Source organism: Sphingomonas sp. Leaf4 (assembly GCF_920939515.1).
In the GTDB taxonomy this organism is placed as follows: Bacteria; Pseudomonadota; Alphaproteobacteria; order Sphingomonadales; family Sphingomonadaceae; genus Sphingomonas.
The window spans coordinates 16,806-38,141 of sequence record NZ_CAKLBB010000018.1 but is presented as its reverse complement, the minus strand read 5'-3'; the positions used below and the strand labels follow the sequence as shown (position 1 = coordinate 38,141).

Here is a 21,336-nt window from a genome sequence, read left to right as displayed (position 1 = left end):
CCTCCGCGCCTCCGCGTGAACCCAACTATTTTCGCCCATACCGCCCCCACGTAAACCGCGACGACAGCGCGAAATTCCACACCGCCCCCACCGCGATTCCCGCGAGCGCCGGCAGCGCCCAAGCCCCGACCCGCACGTCGTAGAGGAACGCCGCGACCCCGACGTTCGCCACCGCGCCCACCGAACACACCGCGCAGAACGATACCCATCCGTCGAACAACGCCCGGCTCCCCCGCAGCCGCCGGTCGCGATAGGTCAGCAGGTTGTTGAGGAAGAAATTGAACGTCATCGCGACGAACGTCGCCACCACGGTCGCCGCGATGAACCCGGCGCGCACCTCGAACAACAGCGCCAGCGCCCCCAGATGGACGATCGCTCCCATCGCCCCGATCATCGAGAACAGCACGAAGCGCACCGGCACCACCCGCCCGGCCAACCGGTCGTACAGCGCGATCAGATATTCGAGCGCCACGACATGGTCGAGCTTGCTCTCCCCCACCGCCCGTGTGCGGAACACATAGGGCAACTCGGCGAAGCGCAGCGGTTTGGGCGCGGCGGTCATGATGTCGAGCAGGATCTTGAACCCGATCGCCGAGAGCCGCGGCACGATGGCGCGCACCGCATCGGCACGGATCATGAAGAACCCGCTCATCGGGTCCGACAGGTCGGCCTTCAGCACCCGACGCGACAGCCGGGTGGCGAGTGCCGACTTGGCGACGCGGTCGGCGTCCCACTCGCCGGTCCCGCCGCCATCGACGAAGCGCGATCCCACCACCAGGTCGAGCGCCGGATCGCCCGCCAGTAGATCGGCCATGCGCGGCAGCAACGCCTCGTCATGCTGCAAATCGCCGTCGATCACCGCGACCAGCGGGGCGGCGGTGGCGCACATCCCCTCGATACACGCGCTCGACAGCCCGCGCCGCCCGATCCGCTGAAGCACGCGCACGCGGGGATCGCTCCGGGCGATGGCGCGCGCCGCGTCGGCGGTGCCATCGGGACTGTCGTCGTCGACGAACACGACCTCCCAGTTCCGCCCGGCCAGCGCCCGGTCGAGCGCGGCGACCAGCAGGGCCACGTTGCCGCGCTCGTTGAACACCGGCACGACGACGGCGAGGTCGAGCGCCGCGCCCGTCATCGCAGCGCGGCGAGCACCGCGTCGGTCATGTCCTGCGTCGTTGCCGTCCCACCCAGATCGGGGGTGCGATGCCCCGCGACCAGCGCCGCCGTCACCGCCGCCTCGATCCGGTCAGCGGCGTCCGCCAGTCCGAGCGAGTGGCGCAGCATCATCGCCGCCGACAGGATCGTCGCCAGCGGATTGGCCTTGCCTTGGCCCGCAATGTCGGGCGCGGAGCCGTGGATCGGTTCGTACAGGCCCTTCTTGTCCTGATTGATCGCGGCCGACGGCAGCATCCCGATCGATCCGGCGCACATGCTCGCCTGATCCGACAATATGTCGCCGAACAGGTTGCCAGTGACGATCACGTCGAACTGTCCGGGGTTGCGCACCAACTGCATCGCGGCATTGTCGACGTACATGTGCGTCAGCGCGACATCGGGATAATAGGCCGACACCTCGATCACCACGTCGCGCCACAGTTGCGAGGTTTCCAGCACGTTCGCCTTGTCGACCGAACACAGCTTGTGGTTGCGGGTCCGCGCCGTCTCGAACGCGACGCGGGCGATGCGTTCTATCTCGCGCTCGTCATAGCGCATCAGGTCGTGACCCTCGCGCAGCCCGGCGTCGGTAGTAGTCCGGCCCTTCGCGCCGAAATACACATCGCCGGTCAACTCGCGCACGATCACCATGTCGATCGCCGCCGCCACTTCGGGCCGCAGCGCCGAGGCGTCCTCCAGCCCCGCGAACAGCTTGGCAGGGCGCAGGTTGGCGAACAGCCCCAATGCCTTGCGCAAGCCGAGGATCGCCTGTTCCGGGCGATGCGCGCGCTCGACATTGTCGAATTCGGGATCGCCGACCGCGCCGAACAACACCGCATCGGCACGCTGCGCAAGTGCCAGCGTCTCGGGCGGCAAAGGATGACCATGTGCGCGATACGCCGCGCCGCCGACCGGTGCTTCCTCGAACGTCAGCCCCAGATCGAGCCGTTCGAGTACCGCCCGCGCCGCCGCCACCACTTCCGGTCCGATCCCGTCACCGGGCAGTATTGCGATCAACGCCATCGGTCTTCCATCCCTTTTGCGCAGCTAAGTTGCGCGAAGCCTCGTTCGTCCGAGCGCTTGCCCTATGCCACTGCCCTTTTCAACCGCTCGACCAGCCGCTGTCGCGCATCCAGCGCCACCGCCGCCCGCCCGGTCATCAGGTCGCGTTTCAGGAAATGGCCTGAGAGCGCGAGGCCGTCGAACGCCGCGTCCCAATCGGCCGGGCCACCCTCCGCCAGAAACCGCGGCAAGCGCAGCAACCGGTGTTCGAGGCCGATCGCTTGGCACCCGGCCACCGCGCCGCCGCTTTTGGGGCTGACATGGGTCAGGTCGTCCGACGTGCCACTGACGACGCATTCGTCCAGCGATAGGCCGAACCCCAGTTCGGACAGAACCAGCAATTCGGTCCGCACCAGCGCGCCGATCCAGTCGCGCACCGCCGGCGCAGCGACGATCGCGGCGAGCAATCCGTCGACGGCGGCATGGACCCGGGGATAGGGCTGTCCTTCGGGCAAGGCGGCGGCGATCAGCGCGCAGAGCCAGTCGATTGCGGCGGCCGCCACCGGCTCGGCGAACAACGGCGCGCGGCTTTCGACCAGCTCCAGCGTCAGCGCGGGGAGTTGCAGGTCGGTGCGCGCGCGCCATTCGCCGCGCACGATATTGCCGGGTTGCAGGATCGGGCGGATCGTTCGCGATCGCCCGCCGCGCACATAGCCCGGCTGCACCCCGGCATCGGCGGTCAGCGCCCGGACGACCGCGCCATGTTCGCCATGCGCGCGGGCGGAGATCAGGATGGCGGTGGCGATCAGGTGCATCGGCGATCCCGTCGTACCACATCGCCCCAACGAACGCAGCCGGAAGCACGACGATGCGTGCTCCCGGCCATGATCGGGTCCGCCCTCGTCGAGCAGACCCTGTTCGCGCTTCGCTTACTTGCCGCGCAGCGAATTGATGATCGCGATGCCCAGCACGCCGCCCAGCGTCGCGGCAGTGAACGGCCGCTCGCGGATGAACTGGCGCGCATAGTCGATCGCAGGACGCACCGTCTGCTCGACCGCATCCTTGGCATCGCCAAAGCCCTTCTGGAGCTTGCCGTCGAGCTGGTCGGCCTTGCCTTCGCTCTGCAGCGACTTGTCGCCCAGCGCCTGGCCGACGCCTTCCTTCAGCTTGCCGCCAAGGTCGTTGGCCGATCCGGTCAGGGTATCCGTGTTCATCGATAATCTCCTTCGTTCGTGTTGGTGAAATCGGTTGCCGGACGTTCGGGAGTGGCGGTCGGTTCCTTCGCGGGTGTCTTGTCGTCACCCTTTTCGCCGAGCATCCGCGATACCGCGCGCCGCGCCGGCTCACGCCCGCCAAGGCCGAAGGCGACGGCGAACGCCACCGCGACCGCGCCGAGGATCAGCCCGAACGCCAAGTTGATGATGTCGTCGGCCAGCCCCATGAAGCGCAGGCCGATCGCGGTGCCGAGCACGATGATCGCGACGCGCACGACCGGGGCGGCGACCCGCGCGCCTTCCTGGCCGTTGCTCTCGATCGCGCGGGCGATCAACCGGGCGATGACGACGGCGGCGAAGATGATGATCGCGCCGAACACGACCTGCCCGAACAGCGACAGCACCTCGGCCATGATCCGCGAGCCATAGGCGAAATTGAGCTGGCGGAACGCCTCCATCAGCCCGAAGATCAGGATCGCGGCGAACACGCCGTTGCCGACCGCCTTCGACGGGGTCAGCGCGTCGCTGCGCTGCGTCGTCTGCTGCCACAGCCCGGTCGACCCCACCGCCCGGTTGAAGCCGGTGGTCGCGAGGAACTGCGCGGCAAGGCGCGAGGCGAACTTGCCGATCGCATAGGCGACGGCGAGGATCAGCCCGGCGGCGATGACGTGCGGGATCGCGTCGAGGATGATGCGCAGCATCGCGGTGGCGGGCTGCGAGATCGCGGCGATGTTCAGCGTGTCGAGCGCGGCGATCGCGACCGGAATGATGATGAGCGCGAACACGATCGCGCCGATCGTGCGCGACAGCATCGACGGGTCGGTCGGCATGTCGCCGCCGATCCGTGCCGAGAAACGCTCGACATGGCTGGCGGTGACGACCGCCTCGACCGCCTTGCGCGCGACCTTGGCCAGCACATAGCCGAGGAAGAAGATCAGCCCCGCGCCGATGATGTGCGGCACGGCCTGGCCGAACCCGCGCAGCATGTCGCCGAGCGGCCCGGTCGCGCCGGTCAGCCCCAGCGGCTGGGTGGCGAGGAACAGCGCGATCAGCAGCACGACCCAGTAGACGGCATCGCCCACCTGCGCGCCGACGCTGTCGGGGTGGCGTTCGGTCAGCGACGGATCATTGGCGTGGCGGGCGAGCGGCGTGCGGTTTACGAGCCTAGCCACGCCCCATTTCACGCCGCGCGCGATCAGCCAGCCGATGCCGAGGATGACGAGCGCGGCGAGCAGCCGCGGCCCCCATTGCTCGACATAGAGCCACAACTGGCTCCCGAATTCGCGGGTGTTCGACACGACGGTGCCGCCCGCATAGGTGACGTCATTCATAATTGGGGTATCATCCCTGTCTGTAAACTGGTTCAGGGGCCAGCCGGCCCCTCGGTCATCGGCCGCGAAAACCTGATCCATCCCGCTTGCAGCCAGCGTCATCCCAGCGAAGGCTGGGATCTCCCGGGGCTGATGCGTAGCAGGAGCGACGGTTCGATGCGGATGGATCAAACGCTACGCGCTGTTTAGAGCGCGGGCGGCGGGTTCGTGATGATGCCGCATGCGGCGGCGGCCTTGCCGACCTCCAGCGCGACCTTCGGGTCGCGGATCTGGCCCGCGACGCGGATGAAATCGCCCGACGTCAGCCGGCCCGGCGTCGTGTCGCCTTCGCGCGCCGCCCGCGCGGCGCGGCCGAGCTGCTGCAACTGGCCGATCGACAGGTTGGCTTCGAGCCGGTTGCCGACGCACTGCGACTGGTCGGGCTGAAAGCCATAGCCCTCCAGCGAACCGGCGATCTTGGCGGAAGGGTCGACACAGCCTGCCGTGGCAAGGCCCATGCCACCGATCGTCAGCAGCACCGTCATCAGCCGTGGGGTATTCATCGTGTTTCTCCCTGTAGGGCTGTTCAAACCAACAGGGCGCGCGCAATTTCCTGGTATTTTTGCATCATCCTACCAGAGATACCGTAATTCCGGCGGTATCGCGGTCGTGATTTCGGCCATGAAGCCAAATGGTTTCGCGGTTCGGCTCCCCAGTCAAGCCGATGACAACAAGGGTATTTTACCCGAACTATTATCCGCGCCGCACCCGATCGACCAACCGACCGACGACTGGCCAGTCGCGTGCAGTTTTCGCACTTTCCACCATTTGGTTGAAGCCGCGCAGCGCCGCCACCAGCGCCCGGTTGGTCCATCCCGGCCGCAACAGCAGCAAATCGACGCACGCCGTCCCCGCGCTCGAAAACTGGCGCTTGTGCTGCCCTTCCCCCTCGGTGAAGTCGAACCGCCGCGCCGCCGGATCGGCGAACAGCGTGGCGAACGCCTCGGCATGCAGCACGCTGCCCGGCGACCAGTCGTTCCACGCCGGATCATGCCCGACATAGTCGTAGCGGACATCGCCCCCGGTCATCGGGCAATAGAGATAGGCGATCGCCACGTCGTTCACGCACAGCAGCCAGCCGAACGCCTCGCCCGCCGCCGCCTTCGCCCGCATCCCCGCGACGAACGCCGGATCGTCGGGCAGCCCGGCGCCGAGCAGCTTCTCCTGATAGGTCCGCGCCGCCACGCCGCGCGCCAGTGCGTGAAACACCGCCATCTCGTCCGCCGAGCGATAGGTCCGCACCTCGAGCGTGCCACCATTGGCCTCGGCCAGCTTCTTCGTCTTGCGCTTCAATCCCGACCGCGCATTGCCCGACAGGCCCGCCAGCCATCCGGCATGGGTGCCGGTCAGGTCGGTGTGATAGCGGGTGTAGCGCTGTCGCAGATAGGTGATGCCGCCGCCCGGCCGCACCGCCTCGACCAGCGCTTCGGGCAGCGACGTGACCGACCATCCCGCCGCCCCGTCCGGTAGCGGCGGCAGCACCGGCACCCGCCCGCCCAGTACGTCGTCCAGTTCGAGGGGCACGCGCACCAGCCGGCGGCGTACCGCGAACAGCGTCCGCGCGCCGATCTGGAACTTGATCGGCCATGCCACCGCGCCGCTCACGCCGCGCGTTCCTCGACCATGTTCGACCAGAGCTGCTCCGCCTGCCGCCAGCGGGTACGCAGCACGCTGGCAGGCAGCGGCCGGTCGTCCTGCCCCAGCCGCAAGGCCGGCCGGTCGCGGAAATGCACCGTCGGCAACACGTCGGCGCGCGCGGCGAGCATCCGGCACAGCGCCTCGAACCGGGCGACATGGATGCGGTTGGCGCGGGTGCCGCTGCGGTTCGCCAGCTCGAAGCCGTGGCTGACGATCGTCACCGCCGCATGATGTTCGGCCGCAGCATGGATGAGCGCAGCGCGCATCTCGCCGGCCGACAGCGCGCAGATCTGGAAATGCCGCCGCCCGCCGCCCGGCGTCATAATCGTCGTCACCGGCACCTCGGTCAGCCCGCGATGCGCGACCGGCGCGATCTGGTCGGGGCCAAGGCCGATCGCGCTCGGCCATGGATGCTCGGACCCGTTGTGGCTGCTGTCATAGGCGAAGCCCAGCGCCACCAGCGCGTCGATCGTCGCGTCGTTGGCGCTGTAGCTGCCCGCGCGAAACGCTACCGGCCGCTCCGCGCCGCACGCAATCAGCAACTCGCGCGCCTCGCCCAGTAACGCCTGTTGCTCGTCGCATGACAGGTCGATCAGCTCGAACCGGCCATGCGCCCGCCCCCGGTCCCCTACCGCCGCGCCGACCCAATTGGGGTGCAGGTGCAGTTGCACCTCCTGGCCCGCCGCCACGATCGCCTCGACCACCGGCGCGATCGCGTCGCGGCCGTACAGTCGCACCGGCATCGGATCGACGAAGAAACACGCCTTCAACCCGTGCGCCGCCAGCCGCTGCAACTGCCAGCGCACGCCGACCCCCGCCGGCTCCAGCGAGCGGGCGACGACGGTCGCTTCCGGCAGATCGGCGGCATGGTGCCGCCACATCAATTCGGTATCGATGGTCAGGAAGACGGGAGTGGCCATGGCACCGCGCTACCCCGGTTGGGGTAAACATCGCGTAAGCCCGGTGCCGCGACCGGGACCAAACGGTACGCTGCGTACCTTCCGCGAATTAACCATATGGCCGCGCGGTTTTGCGTGAATTTCGCGTCGTACCGGCCAGTTTGCGGTGTTTTCAACCATATATCCCCATCGTTCGTACGGAACGCACCGCATTTTCGATCCGTTTTCCTTTCAACCGATTAACATGTTGGAAGTAACGATGATCGAAGACCACGACCATATCGATGCGATCTTCCTCGTCGCGCGATACGGCCGCGAAGCACCGCAGGTCGCCGATGGCCAGCGCCTTCAGGCTGCCGACCGCGGCGACCGCAACGAGGTGCGTCGCTGGCGCGGCATCCGCCGCTTCATCCGCCGCTCGATCGGGCCGATGGAAGCAGTCCCGGTCAAAAACCGCTGAGCAGGAAATCGATCGCCGCGACAATCCGGTCTTGCTCGTCGGCCAGCGATGCCACCCGATCCCCCAGTTCGCGGACGGGCACGGCGGCGGCGAGTTGGGTGTACATCACGACCGTTGCATCCTCGACGCAGAATTCAGGATTTAGCCGCCGGATCGGAGGGCTCAAAGCATTGACCGGCAATAATGGAACGACGAACCGCGTGGCTAGATGCGACAGCATATCCGACTGACAGTCGAGCAGTAAATCCTGCCCGTCGCGCGAGCGCCAAACATCGAACCGCGCCATTAGAACATGCGGTACTTAGCCAGCGGCAGTTCATTATGGTCGACCCAATTGTTGAACTCCGCGATCGCCTCGCGATTGGCCGTCAGCCATTCCGCCTCGCGCGCCTCGCGGATCGCCCGGGTCAAGCCGGCCTCGCACGCCGCGACCACGTCGACGCCCAGCGCTTGCGCATCGGCGATCATCGCCGGATCGATCCTGCCTTCCGCACCCATCGCCAGTCTCCTTGGCACCCTCCGCGATCCTATCGCGAATGGAAGAAATCATACACCCCCTGCGCCATCGCCGTGCTGACCCCCGGCGCCTTTTGCAGATCGGCCAGACTCGCGTTGCGCACCGCCCGCGCGGTGCCGAAGTGCATCAGCAACGCCTTCTTGCGCGCCGGGCCGATGCCGGGCACGTCGTCGAGCGGGCTGGCGCCGATCGCTTTCGACCGTTTGTCGCGGTGTGCGCCGATCACGAAACGGTGGACCTCGTCGCGCAGCCGCTGGAGATAGAACAGCACCGGTGAATTGACCGGCAACATCAATTCGCGCCCGTCCATCAGGTGAAACACCTCGCGCCCGTCGCGCCCGTGATGCGGCCCCTTCGCCACGCCGACCATGCACACGTCCTCGATGCCGAGATCCTCCAGCACCGCCTTCGCCGCGTTCAACTGCCCGCGTCCGCCATCGATCAGCACCAGATCGGGCCAGCCGCCGCCGTCGCGATCGACCTCGCGGTCGGGGTTCTCCTCCTGCGCGCGGGCGAAGCGGCGGGTCAGCACCTCCTTCATCATCGCGAAGTCGTCGTTGGTCTGCGCCTCCTTGATGTTGAACTTGCGATACTGGCCCTTGCGGAACCCCTCCGGCCCGGCGACGACCATCGCGCCCAGCGCGTTGGTCCCCTGGATATGGCTGTTGTCGTACACCTCGATCCGGTTCGGCGGCCCTTCCAGCTCGAACAGCTCGGCCACCTCGCGCAGCAGCTTCGCCTGCGTCGTCGACTCGGCGTTGCGCCGCTCCAACGCTTCCTGCGCGTTACGCTTCGCCTGATCGAGCAGCCGCCGCCGGGTGCCCCGCTGCGGCACCGACAGCGCGACCTTGAACCCCGCCCGCTCGGCCATCGCCTCGGCCAGTACCTCCGCCTCCGCCAGTTCGCGGTCGACGAACACGTTGCGCGGCGGCGGCACCTCTTCATAGAATTGCATCAGGAACGCGCCGAACACCTCGTCTTCGGGCACGTCGTTGGTATGCGCCGGAAAGAAGCTGCGGTGCCCCCAATTCTGTCCGCCGCGAATGAAGAACGCCTGGATGCCGATCACCCCTTCGTGCGCCGCCATCGCGAACACATCGGCGTCGCCGACCCCCTCGGCGTTGATCGCCTGGCTCCCCTGGATGAAGGTCAGCGCCTTCAACCGGTCGCGCAGCACCGCCGCCAGCTCGAAATCCATCGCCTCGGCCGCCGCCTGCATCTGCGCGCCCAGCTTCGCCTGCACCTTCGTCGACTTGCCCGCCAGAAAGTCCTTCGCGTCGGACATCAGCTCGGCATAGGCCACCTGATCGATCCGCCCGACGCACGGTGCCGAACACCGCTTGATCTGGTACAGCAGGCACGGCCGGTCGCGCGTCTTGAAGAAGCCATCGGTGCACGAGCGCAGCAGGAACAGCTTTTGCAGCGCGTTCAGTGTCTGCGTCACCGATCCGGCGCTGGCGAACGGCCCGTAATAGTCGCCCTTCGCCCGCCGCGCGCCGCGATGCTTGCTGATGCGCGGAAATTCATGATCGGCGCGCAGCAGGATGAACGGGAAGCTTTTGTCGTCGCGCAGCAGCACGTTGTACGGCGGGCGATAGCGCTTGATGAGCTGCGCTTCGAGCAACAGCGCCTCGGCCTCGTTGTTGGTCGTCACGATCGTCATCGATCGCGTCTGCGCGACCATCCGCTGCAACCGCTTGGTCAGCCGCGCCACCTGCGTATAGTTCGCCACGCGGTTCCTGAGCGCACGCGCCTTGCCGATATACAGCACCTCGCCGCGCGCATCCTGCATCCGGTACACGCCGGGCCGCACCGGCAACGTCGCCAGCACGTTGCGGATCGCCGCGACCCCGGCGTCGAGGTCGGGCGCATCCGACCCGCGCACGGTAAAGCTGGCCTTGTCTTCGTTGAAGCGACTGGGGGCATTGGGCGTTTCCGACATCCCCGCCGATTTAGGGAGCGGACGCGAGGAACGCCAGCGGAGCAGGCATGCTTGGCCTTCTGGTTCACGCGAAGGCGCGAAGGCACGAGAAGAAGGTTTTTCGCGCAGAGGCGCGGAGGGGGTGCGTGCGCGACGGCGGCACCGACCCGTCGAAGCCTCTCCCTTGCAGCGGCCAAAGAGGAGAGCCGCTATCGCGGCAATCGAAACCCCTCCGCGCCTCTGCGCCTCTGCGCGAAAAACCTTCTTCCTTCTACTCCGCGTCTCCGCGCCTTCGCGTGAACCAATCTTCTTCCCGCCTTCGCGTGAATCAGACTGGTCGCAACACCCGGCCTCAGGCCGCGATCCGCCCCCGCCCCGCATCCTTCGCCCGGTACATCGCCCGGTCGGCGCGCTGCATCGCATCGGCCATTGTCGCGTCGCCCGGCTCGATCCGTGCCAGCCCCACGCTGACGCTCCACGGCGGCAGGTCGGCGACCGGCCGGCTGGCGCGTTCGCGCAACCGCTCCGCCACAGCTGCGGCATCGTCCGCCGTCGTCACAACCAGAAACTCGTCACCGCCCAGCCGGCAAACGAAATCGCCCGCCGCCCCGCGCTGCAACGCCCGCGCGATCGCCACCAGCACGCCGTCGCCCACGCCGTGCCCATGATGGTCGTTGATCGCCTTGAAATGATCGATGTCGATCAGCAGCACCACCCGCCCCGGCACCCGCAACACCGCCTCGTTCGCCGCCAGCGCCGCGCGGTTCCATACCCCGGTCAGCGGGTCGCACAGCGCGATCTCCTGCAACTGCCGTTCCGATCGCATGCCCGGAATCGCCAGCAGCGACAGGTTGGCGATGCTCAGCAGCACCTGATCCGCCAGCATCGGCACCAGCGCCAGATACGGCACTGCCCGCGCGCTCACGACCTCGCCGACCGCGCCCAGCGCATAGCAGGGAATATAGCACAGCAACGCCATCCCCGCGGTCTGCCGCATCGCCCGGCTCCCGTCGCTCGCATGGCTGAACGCCAGCGGCCATCCGAACGCCAGCATGCCGACCGCCAGCCCCAGCGCCAGCAGCAGCCGCCCGGCCAGCATCGCCCCCTCGCCCGGCAGCACGATCGCCGCCGCCGGCACGATCGCGGTCGCCGCGACCACCGCCCACATCCATCGCGCGAACGGTGCCCGCCGGTCGAGCGAGCGCACCCCCGCCAGGATGAAGGCCGTCGACAGCGACAGCAGCCCGTTGAGCGGTGCCGCCGCCCACACCGGCATCGGTTCGCCCAGCGATGCGTAGCCGAGCAGCACGACGCAGTAGCTGGCGCTCGACAACGCCCACCACCGCATCCACGGCGCCCGCCGCCCTCCGGCCGCGACCAGGAACACGACCGCATAGGCCGCGCTGGCAAGGAAGCTGCACTGACGCAGCGTGGACAGGTCGGGCATGTCGAACATCGTCGACCATGGACGATACGCGCCAGATGTTAATAGCCGATAAGGACCGTGCCGGTCGGCCGAGTCGGTACGTCGGATCGCGCCAGTGCCGGCAAATGCCCGTCATTCCGACGGAAGCCGGGATGATGAAACGATACGCCCGCTATTCCCCGCGCGCCGCCGCGATGATCCGCAACCCGCGCACCGCATCGACCGGATCGACCGGCACCGGCCCGTGCCCCAGCACCGCGTCGCGCATCGCCGCATAATAGCCACGCCAGTCGCCCGTTACCGAGCGCACCCGCCGCGTCGCGCCCGCGCCGTCGCTCAGCACGCCCCAGTCGCGCTCATCCTCGATGCCATAGCCCGGATCGGCCGGGCTGCCGCCGGCGCGCAGCACCGCCTCCTGCGGATCGATGCCATGTTTGACGAAGCTGCCCTTCGTCCCGTGCAGCGCGAAGCGCGGGCGCGGCGCGGCGACCAGCGACGCCGATCCGATCGTCACCCGCCGCCGGCCATAGCACAGCGTCAGCGCGAAATAATCGTCGGTCGCCGCCGCCTCGCGCTGCACGGCGACATCGCCCGCCACAGCATCGGGCATGCCGAACAGGCGGATCGCCTGATCGATCATATGCGGGCCAAGGTCGTTGAGCAGCCCGCCGCCCGGTCCCTCGCCCTCGCGCCAGCCCGGCTTGATCGCGGGGCGGAACCGGTCCCAGTGGAACTCAGCCAGCATCACCTCGCCCAGCACGCCATCGCGCAACAGTGCCTCGACCGTCAGGAAATCGCTGTCCCACCGCCGGTTGTGGAACACGCTGAGCAACCGTCCTGCCCCACGCGCCAGTTGCACCAGCTCGACCGCGTCGCCCGCGTCGACCGCCAGCGGCTTGTCGACCACGACATGCCGCCCCGCCGCCAATGCCGCCTGCGCGAGCGGCGCATGGGCATCGTTGGGCGTCGCCACGACGATCAGATCAAGGCTGTCGTCGTCGATCAGCGCTTGGTGGTCGGCATGGCGCACGGCACTCGGAAAGCGATCGGTCGGCCGCGATGTCGCGATCGCCGCCAGTTCCATGCCCTCCACGCCCGCGATCAGCGGCGCATGGAACGACGCGCCGGCAAGGCCGAACCCGATCAGGCCGACGCGCACCATTCTATTTCAGCTTCGCCAGCTCGGCGGCAACCTTGGCGACCTGCTCGTCGGTGATCCTGCCCCCCGAATAGGGCTGGACCTGCTTCAGGCTCATCCCCTTGAACATCGGATAGGATTCATGCGCCATCATGCCGGGGAACTGCGCGTCGAGGATCGCCTTGCCCTGCGGGTTGGCGGCGATCGTCTCGATCGTGCTGTCGATGGTCAGGCTGGCGGCGGCGGGCGCGGCGGCCGGTGCCTGTGCCTGTGCCGACCCCATGGCCGGAACGGCGAGCAACGTGGCGGCAAGCAACACGAACTTCATCATACACATCTCCCCTGCCGGCATCTCCGCCGACAGCATGCCACGCTATCGCATCCGCGCGGGCGACGGAACCGCCCGTGTCCGCGTCGGGTGAGCGGATGGCCGAAAACCTCCGCCAAACGCCGCGACCGCCCCGGTCTGGATCGGGAAGCGCAAGCGATGTCGAGACGTTTCAGAACCCGCCCCTGACGGAGCCCCGCGACAATCCGCCCGAACGCAGGACCAGCAGCAATATCCAGGCCAGCACGCATCCCCAGCCAAACAAGTCTCCGACCATGGCGTAGATGGTGGCATCACCGGGATCGACAGGTATTCGGGCACGCAAAATGCCCATCGCGGCATTGCTGCGACGCTCGGCGATCACGCGGCCGTAACGATCGCTCACGACGCTGATGCCATGCCGCGCCGCGCGGGCGATCGAGGCCCCGCCCTCGACGCCGCGCAGGACCGTCATGCGAGCGGTCAACCAATCGTCCACCGCGAAGTCGTTCGCGGGCACCAGCATCACCCGGGCATCCTTACCGGCATAGTCGCGTTCGAGCGTCGGAAAATGCATGTCCTTGCAGATCGCCACGCCCGTCCCGTTCAGAACGATGGCGGCGCGCCCGGGCGTGATGCCTGCCTCGACGCCGGGCACCAGATGCTGTTTCACATACCAGCGATAGGAGCCGTCCGGCCGGGCGATCAGCGCGCGATTGGTGATCCGCTTCGCCTCGTCCACGATGACGCCGACGACAATCGTCGCATTTTTCCGTGCGGCATAGGCGGCAAGCGAGCGCGCGCCCCGCTCGGCAACGACGGCCGGAAGCCGGACGACGCCTTCGGGGAGCAGCACGATCATGCCCGGGGCGATCACGCGCGCTATCGCCCGACCATAGGTGTCGCGAAAGACATCCCAGTCGCGAGGCTGGGATCGGATGCCGTCCGTCGCGATCAGCGCGACCGACAGTCCGGGTGCCGGTGCCGTCCCGGACAGCCGCATGAACCCGAACGACAGCGTCGCCCCGATCACCGTCACGGCAACCACAAGGACCATCGGCAGGCCACGCCGATCGATCCGCCCCCTCGTTGCCCACAGTATCCCGAGCGAGCTGCCGGCGAGAAGAACGACGAAGGTGATCGCCGGCATGCCGCCAAGGCTCGCGACTTGAAGGACCGGCAGCGCGTTCATCTGGCTATAGGCGATGCTGCCGGCGCTGCCGTGCGGCGACACATGGATCAGAAGCATATCGATCGCGGCCCAGCCGATCGGCACGGCAAGCACGGCGGGAAGAAGCTGCCGCCGCTCCGCAAAGGTCACGCCCAGACGAATAGTGCTCGACCATGCCACGGCGACAAGGGCCAGGATCAGCATCGCGGAGAACCAGCCGCCGACCATCAGGTGATAGGAGAAACTGCTGGTTCCACCGATCAGGCCGGCCAGCAGGGTAAGCCGGCGTCGATCGGCGACGGGCGCGCGCAACGTCGCGACGATTACCGGGGCCGGTGCCAACCACGCCGCCCACCATATGGGATTCATCGCATAGCTCATGGCGAGCAACGCGCCCGAAAGCATCGCAAGACCGTACGCCCCCAACCCCTCACGTCTGATCCCCGACATCATGTTCCCCTCAGGCGATCGTCATACCGGCCACGACCCCCCCGGCAACGCTCATCGGGCACAGTCCTCGGCCGGATCGGGCATCAGCGATGTCGTTGCCAACCCCGTCGTCCCGCACCCGGCGTGCGACGACCCGGGAGCGAACCCCGTCCACTCCCGCGCGGAGCAACGCCATCGGAGACGGTGCGACCCGGTGCGCGATCACACCGTTACTCCCGCTCCGGCACCACCGCATCGTTTCGCCGCCACCATGGCAACCGCCACCCGTGGCGTCGCGCGATGCGGCGCAGGCCCCACAACAGCGGCACGCCCACCACCACCCATGGCAATGCGGCGACCAGAAACGTCACCAGCGCCGCGACGCTGCTCGACAGCGTATCGCCCGCCGTGGCGATGCTCGCCGCGACCGGCGACGATCCGCCGGGCAGGTCGTTGAACGCATAGCTGATCGCCAGCCGCGACATCGCGACGCGCTGCGCCAGCGTCGCGCGGGTCGCCTTCGCCGCCTCCAGTTCCTCGTTGGTCTTGGCGTAGGCCTGCTCCGCCTCGACCAGTTCGCCGACCTTGCCGTTGCCCGACCGGATGATCGTCAGCAGCCGTTCGGCCAGCGCCTGCTTGGCGCGGACCGCCGCCTCGGCATCGATCATCTGCCGCGTCACATCTTCGGCCTCGACCGATCGCAGCGCCCGGCGTGCGCCGCCCGCATCGGCGATCGCGTCGAAGCGGCGCATCATCGCCTCCGCCTGACGCGCATCGATCAGCAGCACCGCCTCGTCGGTGACGACATGCTCGTCCGAGCCCGGATCGTTGAGCGTCGAGCTGACGACCAGGCAGCGTGTGGGGCCGAGTTTGCGGCACAGCGCCAGTTGTTGGCCCTGCACCGCAGCGACGCCGGGCCGGTCGAACGCATAGCGAACGGTATAACTGTACGCGACCTGCGATCCCGACGCCGGCGGCGCGCCTGGCGCTCCGGCGGGCGGCTCCTGCACGTCATACTCCATCATTGCATCGGAGCGCTGCTGCTGCATCTCCCGCCCGCCGCCGCACGCCGCCAATGTCAGCACCGCGCCTAGCACTACCGCCCGCCACCGCATCCGCCCCGCTCCCCCTTGGGTGAAACCGCAGCATGACCTGTCCAACGCGCCCCGGTCAATCGGCCGGAACGCCCGCCACGACGCGCAGGTGTAACCTTCGCCGGCCGAACGCCACGCCGCATCCCGTGCCGGTCGAGGTCCCTGCGACGGAACGCAGAAAAGCGGACGCTGCCCTACAGACCGCGCCCGCCCTATACTCTGCCCGTTGACTGAGATCGTCCGATCAGCCCGCTGCGAAGGGCCGCGCCGCGGAACCTTCGCCTGGAAGGTTTACCTCACCCCTGCGCGAACAGTTTCGTGCCCACCACGCCGATCACGATCAGCACCATGAACCCCGCCTGCACCGGCGCGATCCGTTCCCCGAACAGGATCGCCCCGCCGATGATGACCCCGACCGCGCCCAATCCGGTCCACACCGCATAGGCAGTTCCCGCCGGAATGCCGCGCATCGCCAGCGCGAGCAGTCCCATGTTCACGAACGACAAGGTGATCGGCACCGCCGACGCCGCCAGCGTCGCCTGCCCCGCTGCCCATTTCAGGCTGAGTGCCCAGATGATCTCGCACACGACCGCAACGCCCAAGATGGCCCATGCCATATCGGTTCTCCATTTGCGGGCTCGGACAAGGCAGGGCACGGCCGGAAACCCGAAAGAGGCCGTGGCAAAAACGGAAAAGCGCCGCCCGGCCGGTCGGCGGGGCGGCGCTTTCACGCAAACAGCAACAGGATCAGTTCAGCCGGGCACCACCCAGACCGGCAATCGTCCGGTCGACCAGCGCGCGGTCGGCACCACCGGCCATCCGCTCGGCGATCAGCGTCGTCGCGGCCTTGGCGGCGGCATCGGCGGCGGTCGCGCGGACCTCGGCGATGGCGGCGCGCTCGGCGGCGGCGATCTTGTCGGTCGCCATCTTGGCGCGGCGCTGCGTCAGGTCGGCGGCGTCGGCCTCGGCCTTCGCCAGCAGGCCCTGCGCCTCGGCCTCGGCATGGGCGACCATCTCGGCGGCCTGCGCCTCGATCCCGGCGATCTTCGCGGCATATTCGTCGCGCAGCGCCTCGGCCTCGGCCCGCAGCACGCGCGCCTCGTCCAGCCGGGTGCGGATCGCGGCGATCTGCCCGTCGAGCAGCCGGCCGATCACGGCGGGAACGCCCTTCACCGCCAGCACGATCAGGAACAGCAGCATCGCCGCGCTGACCCATCCGGTCGCGTCGAGGAACAGCGCGGTCGGCTCCTGATGGGGCACGCCCGTAACGCCGCCGTGCGCGCTCTCGACCGCGTCGCCGCCGGTCTTGGGCAGGCCCTCGTTATGGACCACCTGCGACAGATTTTCTTCGGCGGCCCCGCCACCGACCCGTGCATTAGCCATGGAGTACCGCCTTCACCGCGCGCTGCGCGTCCTGTTCGCTGACCTGCACGCCGGCCACGCGCTCGGCGATCGCCTGCGCGGCGCCGACGGCCACGCCCTCGATCTCGGCGAGCGCCGAGGTCTTCTGCGCGGCGATGTCGGCCTCGGCCTGGGTCACGCGGGCCTGCACCTCGGCATTGGCCACGGCCAGCCGTTCGGCAGTCGCGGCTGCGCCACGCGCGCGGGCATCAGCCAACAGCTTTTGCGCTGCCTCGCGGCTGGCGTTTTCGCGGGTGCGCCATGCCGCCTCGGTGGCATCGGCCTGTGCCCGCGCCGCATCGGCGGCGGCGAGATCGGCGGCGATGCCCTTGTCGCGCTGGTCCACCGTGCCCTGCACCTTGGGCACCATGCCCAGGCCCACGACCAGGAAGACGATGCCGAAGGTCAGCACCAGCCAGAAGACCTGCGACCCCCACGTCGCGGCAAGCTGCTCGATTTGCGGCATGAAACGTCCCGTATCAATTGGTCGGCCGGGCAGATGCCCGGTCCGAAACCGGCCCCTTGAACGGCGCCGGCGGACCGGTGCGGGCCTATCCCCGCACCGGTGGTGTCACGTATGGTTACGCGACGAAGATCAGCAGCACGGCGACGACGAACGCCAGCAGGCCGAGAAGCTCGGCAGCGGCGAAGCCGATGAACATGTTGCCCTGCTGGCCAGCAGCGGCCGACGGGTTGCGCAGCGCGCCCTGGAGGAACGCGGCGAACACGTTGCCCACGCCGAGTGCGGCGAGGCCCGCACCGATCGCGGCCAGACCGGCGCCGAGCAGCTTGATCGAGTCTGCTTCCATGTCGAAAACTCCTTGAGGTAAATCAGTTGGTTGGATGGGATCAGTGATGGTCGTGCAGATGCACGGCATCGTTGATGTAGAGCGAGGTCAACAGCGCGAAGACATAGGCCTGCACGCCGGCGACCAGCATTTCGAGCGCCGAGACGCCGACCATCAGCGCAAAGCTCGGCAGGCTGACCAGCAGCCCGACGCCGACGCCCGTCGCGGTGGAATTGATGATGAACCCGGCCAGCACCTTCAGCAGGATGTGCCCGGCGGTCATGGCGACGAACAACCGCAGCGCGAGGCTGAACGGGCGAACCATGAACGACACGAACTCGATCGGCGCGACGAGGATCAGCACCGGGATCGGCGTGCCCTTGGGCGCGAACAGGCTGAAGAAGCGCAGGCCGTGCTTGAACAGCCCGACGACCAGCACGATCGAGAAGCTGGCGATCGCCAGCACGCCGGTGACGGTGAAGTGGCTGGTGACGGTGAACGGGTGCAGCCCGATCAGCCCGAAGGGCAGCAGGCCGACGACGTTCGCGAACAGGATGAACATGAACAGCGAGAAAACGTACGGAAGGTACTTGCGCCCTTCGTGCCCGATATTCGCGGCGAGCAACTTGTCGATGAAGCCGGTGAAGCCCTCGACCGCCATCTGCCAGCGGCCCGGAATCGCCTGCTGCTTCATGCCGCCGATCATGAACACGAACAGCGCGGCGGCCGCCACGATCATCCACAGCGCCGAATTAGTGAACGGCAGGACATGGTCGCCCAGCGGAATGTTGAAGATCGTCTGCACCTCGAACTGGTGCATCGGATCGATCTTGCCTGCCTGCGCCACGTCGCTTCGCCCCGATATGCCAAGGCGCCCGAAACGTTCAGTCCGGGCGCCGGTTCGAAATCCTGATGATGTTCCTGAACGCGCTGACGATCCCTAGCGAGAGCAGCACGAGCAGGAGCCAAGGCGAGGTGCCGAGCAGATAATCGAGCGTTCCCCCGATCACCGCCCCCCCGACCATTCCCCCGATCAGTTCGGCCAGCACGCGATTGCCGAGGCGGTAGTTCCGCTCGCCGGCATCATCGCGCCCCTGTCCGGTACGGATCGCCTCGTCCGTCTTCGCCCGTTTCAGCCGCTCGTCGAGCGACGTGATCCGGGCATCTTCGGGCAAGGGGTCCAGTCCGGGCTCGTTCTCCGCCATCATCCCTCCCCAAGACCTTTCGGCCGGGCCGGAAATACGCCGGATGGCGAGCCCGCCAAGGCAGCCGCGCTTTAGGAAGGTGACGGTTTCGAGTCAACCACAGCGTTCGCGCGAGAACCTTTCGGAGCGATGAATGGAGGGGGAGCGCCTGCCGCTCCCCCTCCGCATATCACGCCTTGCCGAACACCCGGGCGAAGATCGTGTCGACGTGCTTGTAGTGATAGCCAAGGTCGAACCGGCTCTCGATCTCCTCCGCCGACAGCGCGGCGGCTACGTCGGCGTCGGCCTTGAGCAGTTCGAGCAGCGACAGTTCGCCGTCCGATTCCCACACCTTCATCGCGTTGCGCTGGACCCAGCGGTACGAATCCTCCCGGCTGACCCCGGCCTGGGTCAGCGCCAGCAGCACGCGCTGCGAATGGACGAGGCCGCCCATCTTGTTGAGGTTCTTCTCCATCCGCGCCGGATAGACGACCAGCTTGTCGATCACCCCGGTCAGCCGCGCCAGCGCGAAGTCGAGCGTGATCGTCGCGTCCGGCCCGATGTAGCGCTCGACCGAGGAGTGCGAGATGTCGCGCTCGTGCCACAGCGCGACATTCTCCAGCGCCGGCGTCACATAGCCGCGCACCATGCGGGCAAGGCCGGTCAGGTTTTCGGTCAGCACCGGGTTGCGCTTGTGCGGCATCGCCGACGAGCCCTTTTGCCCCGGCGAAAAATATTCCTCGGCCTCCAGCACCTCGGTGCGCTGCAAGTGGCGGATTTCGGTCGCCAGCCGCTCGATCGATCCGGCGATGACGCCCAGCGTCGCGAAATACATCGCGTGGCGGTCGCGCGGGATGACCTGCGTCGATACCGGCTCGATCGTCAGACCCATCTTGTCGGCGACATGCGCCTCGACCGCCGGATCGATGTTGGCGAAGGTGCCGACCGCGCCCGAAATCGCGCAGGTCGCCACTTCGGCGCGAGCGTTGCGCAACCGCGTGCGGCAGCGGTCGAACTCGGCATAGGCCTGCGCCAGCTTGAGGCCGAAGGTGACGGGTTCGGCGTGGATGCCATGGCTGCGGCCGATCGTCGGGGTCAGCTTGTGTTCGCGGGCACGGCGCTCGATCACGTCGAGCAGCTTGTCGAGATCGGCGAGCAATATGTCCGACGCGCGCGCCAGTTGCACCGCAAGACACGTGTCGAGCACGTCGGAGCTGGTCATCCCCTGATGTAGAAAGCGTGCTTCCGGCCCGGTCCGCTCGGAGACATGGGTCAGGAAGGCAATGACGTCGTGCTTCGTCTCCGCCTCGATCTCGTCGATCCGCTCCACATCGAAATCGGCATCGTTCATCGCCCAGATCTTCTCGGCCGCCTCGCGCGGCACCACGCCCAGATCGGCGAGCGCGTCGGTCGCATGCGCCTCGATCTCGAACCAGATGCGGAACCGGGCCTGCGGTTGCCACAGCGCGGACATTTCGGGGCGGGAGTAGCGCGGAATCATGGGCGGACCTTTTCTGGAGCGTCGAACGGTTGGCCGCGCCCTAGCAACATGTCGCGGGTGAATCGAGCCTGTCGTGCGACAGAAATATGACAGAAGGGGGTTTCATCGAAACCGAAACGACATAGATGGGTTCCATCACCGCCAAGTCGTTCCGAGCAACACGGAATGCGGCGTTGAATACCCGAACCAATCCGTAAAGGAGTAATTCGATGATGAAGCCAGTTCTTTTCGCCGGTGCCCTGCTGATCTCGGGCAGTGCATTTGCGCAAACCGCCACCCCCGCCCAGACGACTGCACCCGCCGCGCCGACGACGGCGTCGGACGATGCGACGACTGCCGCCGCCCCGGAACAGGCCGCTCCGGCAACGCAGCCCGATCCCGCGACGCAGACCGCGCAGACGACCGCCGAAGCCGGTCAGCCCGCGTCGGGCGAGCAGATCGCGCAGATCGTCGAGGCCGAATTCCCGAAATACGACAAGGACGGGAAGGGCCAGTTGACCGAAAGCCAGTTCGGCGAATGGATGGTCGCGCTCCGCTCGGCGAGCGATCCCGCCACCTCGGCCGACAAGCCCGACGTGAAGGCGTGGGTGAAACAGGCGTTCGCCCAGGCCGACAAGGACAAGTCGAAAGCGGTGTCGAAGGCCGAACTGACGAGCTTCCTGAGCCAGAGCGCCTGATTTCCGGCACGCCCCCTTTGATGCAGCGCCTGACCGCCGGGAGA

Annotated in this window: 25 protein-coding genes; 2 read left to right on the top strand and 23 right to left on the bottom strand. The window is 67.7% G+C overall.

Going from position 1 to position 21,336, the window contains the following annotated elements; all coding sequences use genetic code 11:
• Positions 1 to 25: 25 nt before the first annotated feature.
• From LRA89_RS19145 to LRA89_RS19110, 8 genes are all read right to left on the bottom strand, one after another.
• On the bottom strand, positions 26 to 1,135 hold the full coding sequence (locus LRA89_RS19145; protein WP_230772586.1) for a glycosyltransferase: 1,110 nt from the start codon (positions 1,133 to 1,135) through the stop codon (positions 26 to 28).
• Positions 1,132 to 2,178: a 3-isopropylmalate dehydrogenase gene (gene leuB, locus LRA89_RS19140; protein ID WP_230772585.1), complete on the bottom strand. Its 1,047-nt coding sequence runs from the start codon at positions 2,176 to 2,178 to the stop codon at positions 1,132 to 1,134. Before leuB ends, LRA89_RS19145 begins: the two co-directional genes overlap by 4 nt.
• 62 nt (positions 2,179 to 2,240) lie before the next feature.
• Positions 2,241 to 2,972, bottom strand: coding sequence for a DNA repair protein RecO (recO, locus tag LRA89_RS19135; protein WP_230772584.1), 732 nt, complete (start codon positions 2,970 to 2,972; stop codon positions 2,241 to 2,243).
• 114 nt (positions 2,973 to 3,086) lie between these two features.
• Positions 3,087 to 3,371, bottom strand: coding sequence for a CsbD family protein (locus LRA89_RS19130; protein WP_055759526.1), 285 nt, complete (start codon positions 3,369 to 3,371; stop codon positions 3,087 to 3,089).
• On the bottom strand, positions 3,368 to 4,702 hold the full coding sequence (locus LRA89_RS19125) for a mechanosensitive ion channel (protein ID WP_230772583.1): 1,335 nt from the start codon (positions 4,700 to 4,702) through the stop codon (positions 3,368 to 3,370). Before LRA89_RS19125 ends, LRA89_RS19130 begins: the two co-directional genes overlap by 4 nt.
• A 185-nt stretch (positions 4,703 to 4,887) precedes the next feature.
• Positions 4,888 to 5,244 (bottom strand): hypothetical protein, encoded by a 357-nt coding sequence (locus LRA89_RS19120; protein ID WP_230772581.1) that lies wholly within the window; start codon positions 5,242 to 5,244, stop codon positions 4,888 to 4,890.
• A gap of 190 nt (positions 5,245 to 5,434) precedes the next feature.
• Positions 5,435 to 6,346, bottom strand: coding sequence for a GNAT family N-acetyltransferase (locus LRA89_RS19115; protein WP_230772579.1), 912 nt, complete (start codon positions 6,344 to 6,346; stop codon positions 5,435 to 5,437).
• Entirely contained in the window at positions 6,343 to 7,299 is a 957-nt protein-coding gene (locus LRA89_RS19110) for a polysaccharide deacetylase (RefSeq protein ID WP_230772577.1), read from the bottom strand. The genes LRA89_RS19115 and LRA89_RS19110 overlap by 4 nt, the downstream gene beginning before the upstream one ends.
• Before the next feature lie 238 nt (positions 7,300 to 7,537).
• Between LRA89_RS19110 and LRA89_RS19105 the strand changes: the two genes are divergently transcribed.
• On the top strand, positions 7,538 to 7,738 hold the full coding sequence (locus LRA89_RS19105) for a hypothetical protein (protein WP_230772575.1): 201 nt from the start codon (positions 7,538 to 7,540) through the stop codon (positions 7,736 to 7,738).
• On the opposite strand, the gene LRA89_RS19100 is transcribed toward LRA89_RS19105, so the two are convergent.
• The 15 genes from LRA89_RS19100 to purB all read right to left on the bottom strand — a co-directional run bounded on the left by LRA89_RS19100 (position 7,725) and on the right by purB (position 20,615).
• Positions 7,725 to 8,024: a CcdB family protein gene (locus LRA89_RS19100; RefSeq protein WP_230772574.1), complete on the bottom strand. Its 300-nt coding sequence runs from the start codon at positions 8,022 to 8,024 to the stop codon at positions 7,725 to 7,727. The genes LRA89_RS19105 and LRA89_RS19100 overlap by 14 nt on opposite strands.
• Positions 8,024 to 8,236 carry a type II toxin-antitoxin system CcdA family antitoxin gene (locus LRA89_RS19095; protein ID WP_230772573.1) on the bottom strand — a complete coding sequence of 71 codons (213 nt, stop codon included), beginning with the start codon at positions 8,234 to 8,236 and terminating at the stop codon, positions 8,024 to 8,026. Before LRA89_RS19095 ends, LRA89_RS19100 begins: the two co-directional genes overlap by 1 nt.
• 29 nt (positions 8,237 to 8,265) lie before the next feature.
• Entirely contained in the window at positions 8,266 to 10,197 is a 1,932-nt protein-coding gene (gene uvrC, locus LRA89_RS19090) for an excinuclease ABC subunit UvrC (protein ID WP_230772572.1), read from the bottom strand.
• A gap of 331 nt (positions 10,198 to 10,528) precedes the next feature.
• Positions 10,529 to 11,623: a GGDEF domain-containing protein gene (locus tag LRA89_RS19085; RefSeq protein ID WP_230772571.1), complete on the bottom strand. Its 1,095-nt coding sequence runs from the start codon at positions 11,621 to 11,623 to the stop codon at positions 10,529 to 10,531.
• Positions 11,624 to 11,774: 151 nt separating this feature from the next.
• Entirely contained in the window at positions 11,775 to 12,764 is a 990-nt protein-coding gene (locus LRA89_RS19080; RefSeq protein ID WP_230772569.1) for an oxidoreductase, read from the bottom strand.
• Between the two features lies 1 nt (position 12,765).
• Entirely contained in the window at positions 12,766 to 13,071 is a 306-nt protein-coding gene (locus tag LRA89_RS19075; RefSeq protein WP_230772568.1) for a hypothetical protein, read from the bottom strand.
• Positions 13,072 to 13,240: 169 nt separating this feature from the next.
• Entirely contained in the window at positions 13,241 to 14,623 is a 1,383-nt protein-coding gene (locus LRA89_RS19070; RefSeq protein ID WP_268934951.1) for a nitrilase-related carbon-nitrogen hydrolase, read from the bottom strand.
• A gap of 254 nt (positions 14,624 to 14,877) precedes the next feature.
• Positions 14,878 to 15,762 (bottom strand): DUF4349 domain-containing protein, encoded by an 885-nt coding sequence (locus LRA89_RS19065; RefSeq protein WP_230772566.1) that lies wholly within the window; start codon positions 15,760 to 15,762, stop codon positions 14,878 to 14,880.
• Between the two features lie 275 nt (positions 15,763 to 16,037).
• Positions 16,038 to 16,358 (bottom strand): DMT family transporter, encoded by a 321-nt coding sequence (locus tag LRA89_RS19060; protein ID WP_230772565.1) that lies wholly within the window; start codon positions 16,356 to 16,358, stop codon positions 16,038 to 16,040.
• Between the two features lie 130 nt (positions 16,359 to 16,488).
• Entirely contained in the window at positions 16,489 to 17,124 is a 636-nt protein-coding gene (locus LRA89_RS19055) for a F0F1 ATP synthase subunit B family protein (protein ID WP_230772564.1), read from the bottom strand.
• Positions 17,117 to 17,608 carry a F0F1 ATP synthase subunit B family protein gene (locus tag LRA89_RS19050; RefSeq protein WP_055759487.1) on the bottom strand — a complete coding sequence of 164 codons (492 nt, stop codon included), beginning with the start codon at positions 17,606 to 17,608 and terminating at the stop codon, positions 17,117 to 17,119. The genes LRA89_RS19055 and LRA89_RS19050 overlap by 8 nt, the downstream gene beginning before the upstream one ends.
• 115 nt (positions 17,609 to 17,723) lie before the next feature.
• The gene (locus LRA89_RS19045) at positions 17,724 to 17,951 is read right to left on the bottom strand and encodes a F0F1 ATP synthase subunit C (protein ID WP_055759484.1); all 228 of its coding nucleotides are present in this window, start codon (positions 17,949 to 17,951) and stop codon (positions 17,724 to 17,726) included.
• Between the two features lie 40 nt (positions 17,952 to 17,991).
• Entirely contained in the window at positions 17,992 to 18,777 is a 786-nt protein-coding gene (locus LRA89_RS19040) for a F0F1 ATP synthase subunit A (RefSeq protein ID WP_055759482.1), read from the bottom strand.
• 37 nt (positions 18,778 to 18,814) lie between these two features.
• Entirely contained in the window at positions 18,815 to 19,135 is a 321-nt protein-coding gene (locus LRA89_RS19035) for an AtpZ/AtpI family protein (protein WP_056497965.1), read from the bottom strand.
• Positions 19,136 to 19,304: 169 nt separating this feature from the next.
• On the bottom strand, positions 19,305 to 20,615 hold the full coding sequence (gene purB / locus LRA89_RS19030) for an adenylosuccinate lyase (protein WP_230772562.1): 1,311 nt from the start codon (positions 20,613 to 20,615) through the stop codon (positions 19,305 to 19,307).
• 209 nt (positions 20,616 to 20,824) lie between these two features.
• Here purB and LRA89_RS19025 point away from each other — a divergent pair, with 209 nt between their 5' ends.
• Positions 20,825 to 21,292, top strand: a complete 468-nt coding sequence (locus LRA89_RS19025) for a hypothetical protein (protein WP_056497903.1) — start codon at positions 20,825 to 20,827, stop codon at positions 21,290 to 21,292.
• Positions 21,293 to 21,336: the final 44 nt, after the last annotated feature.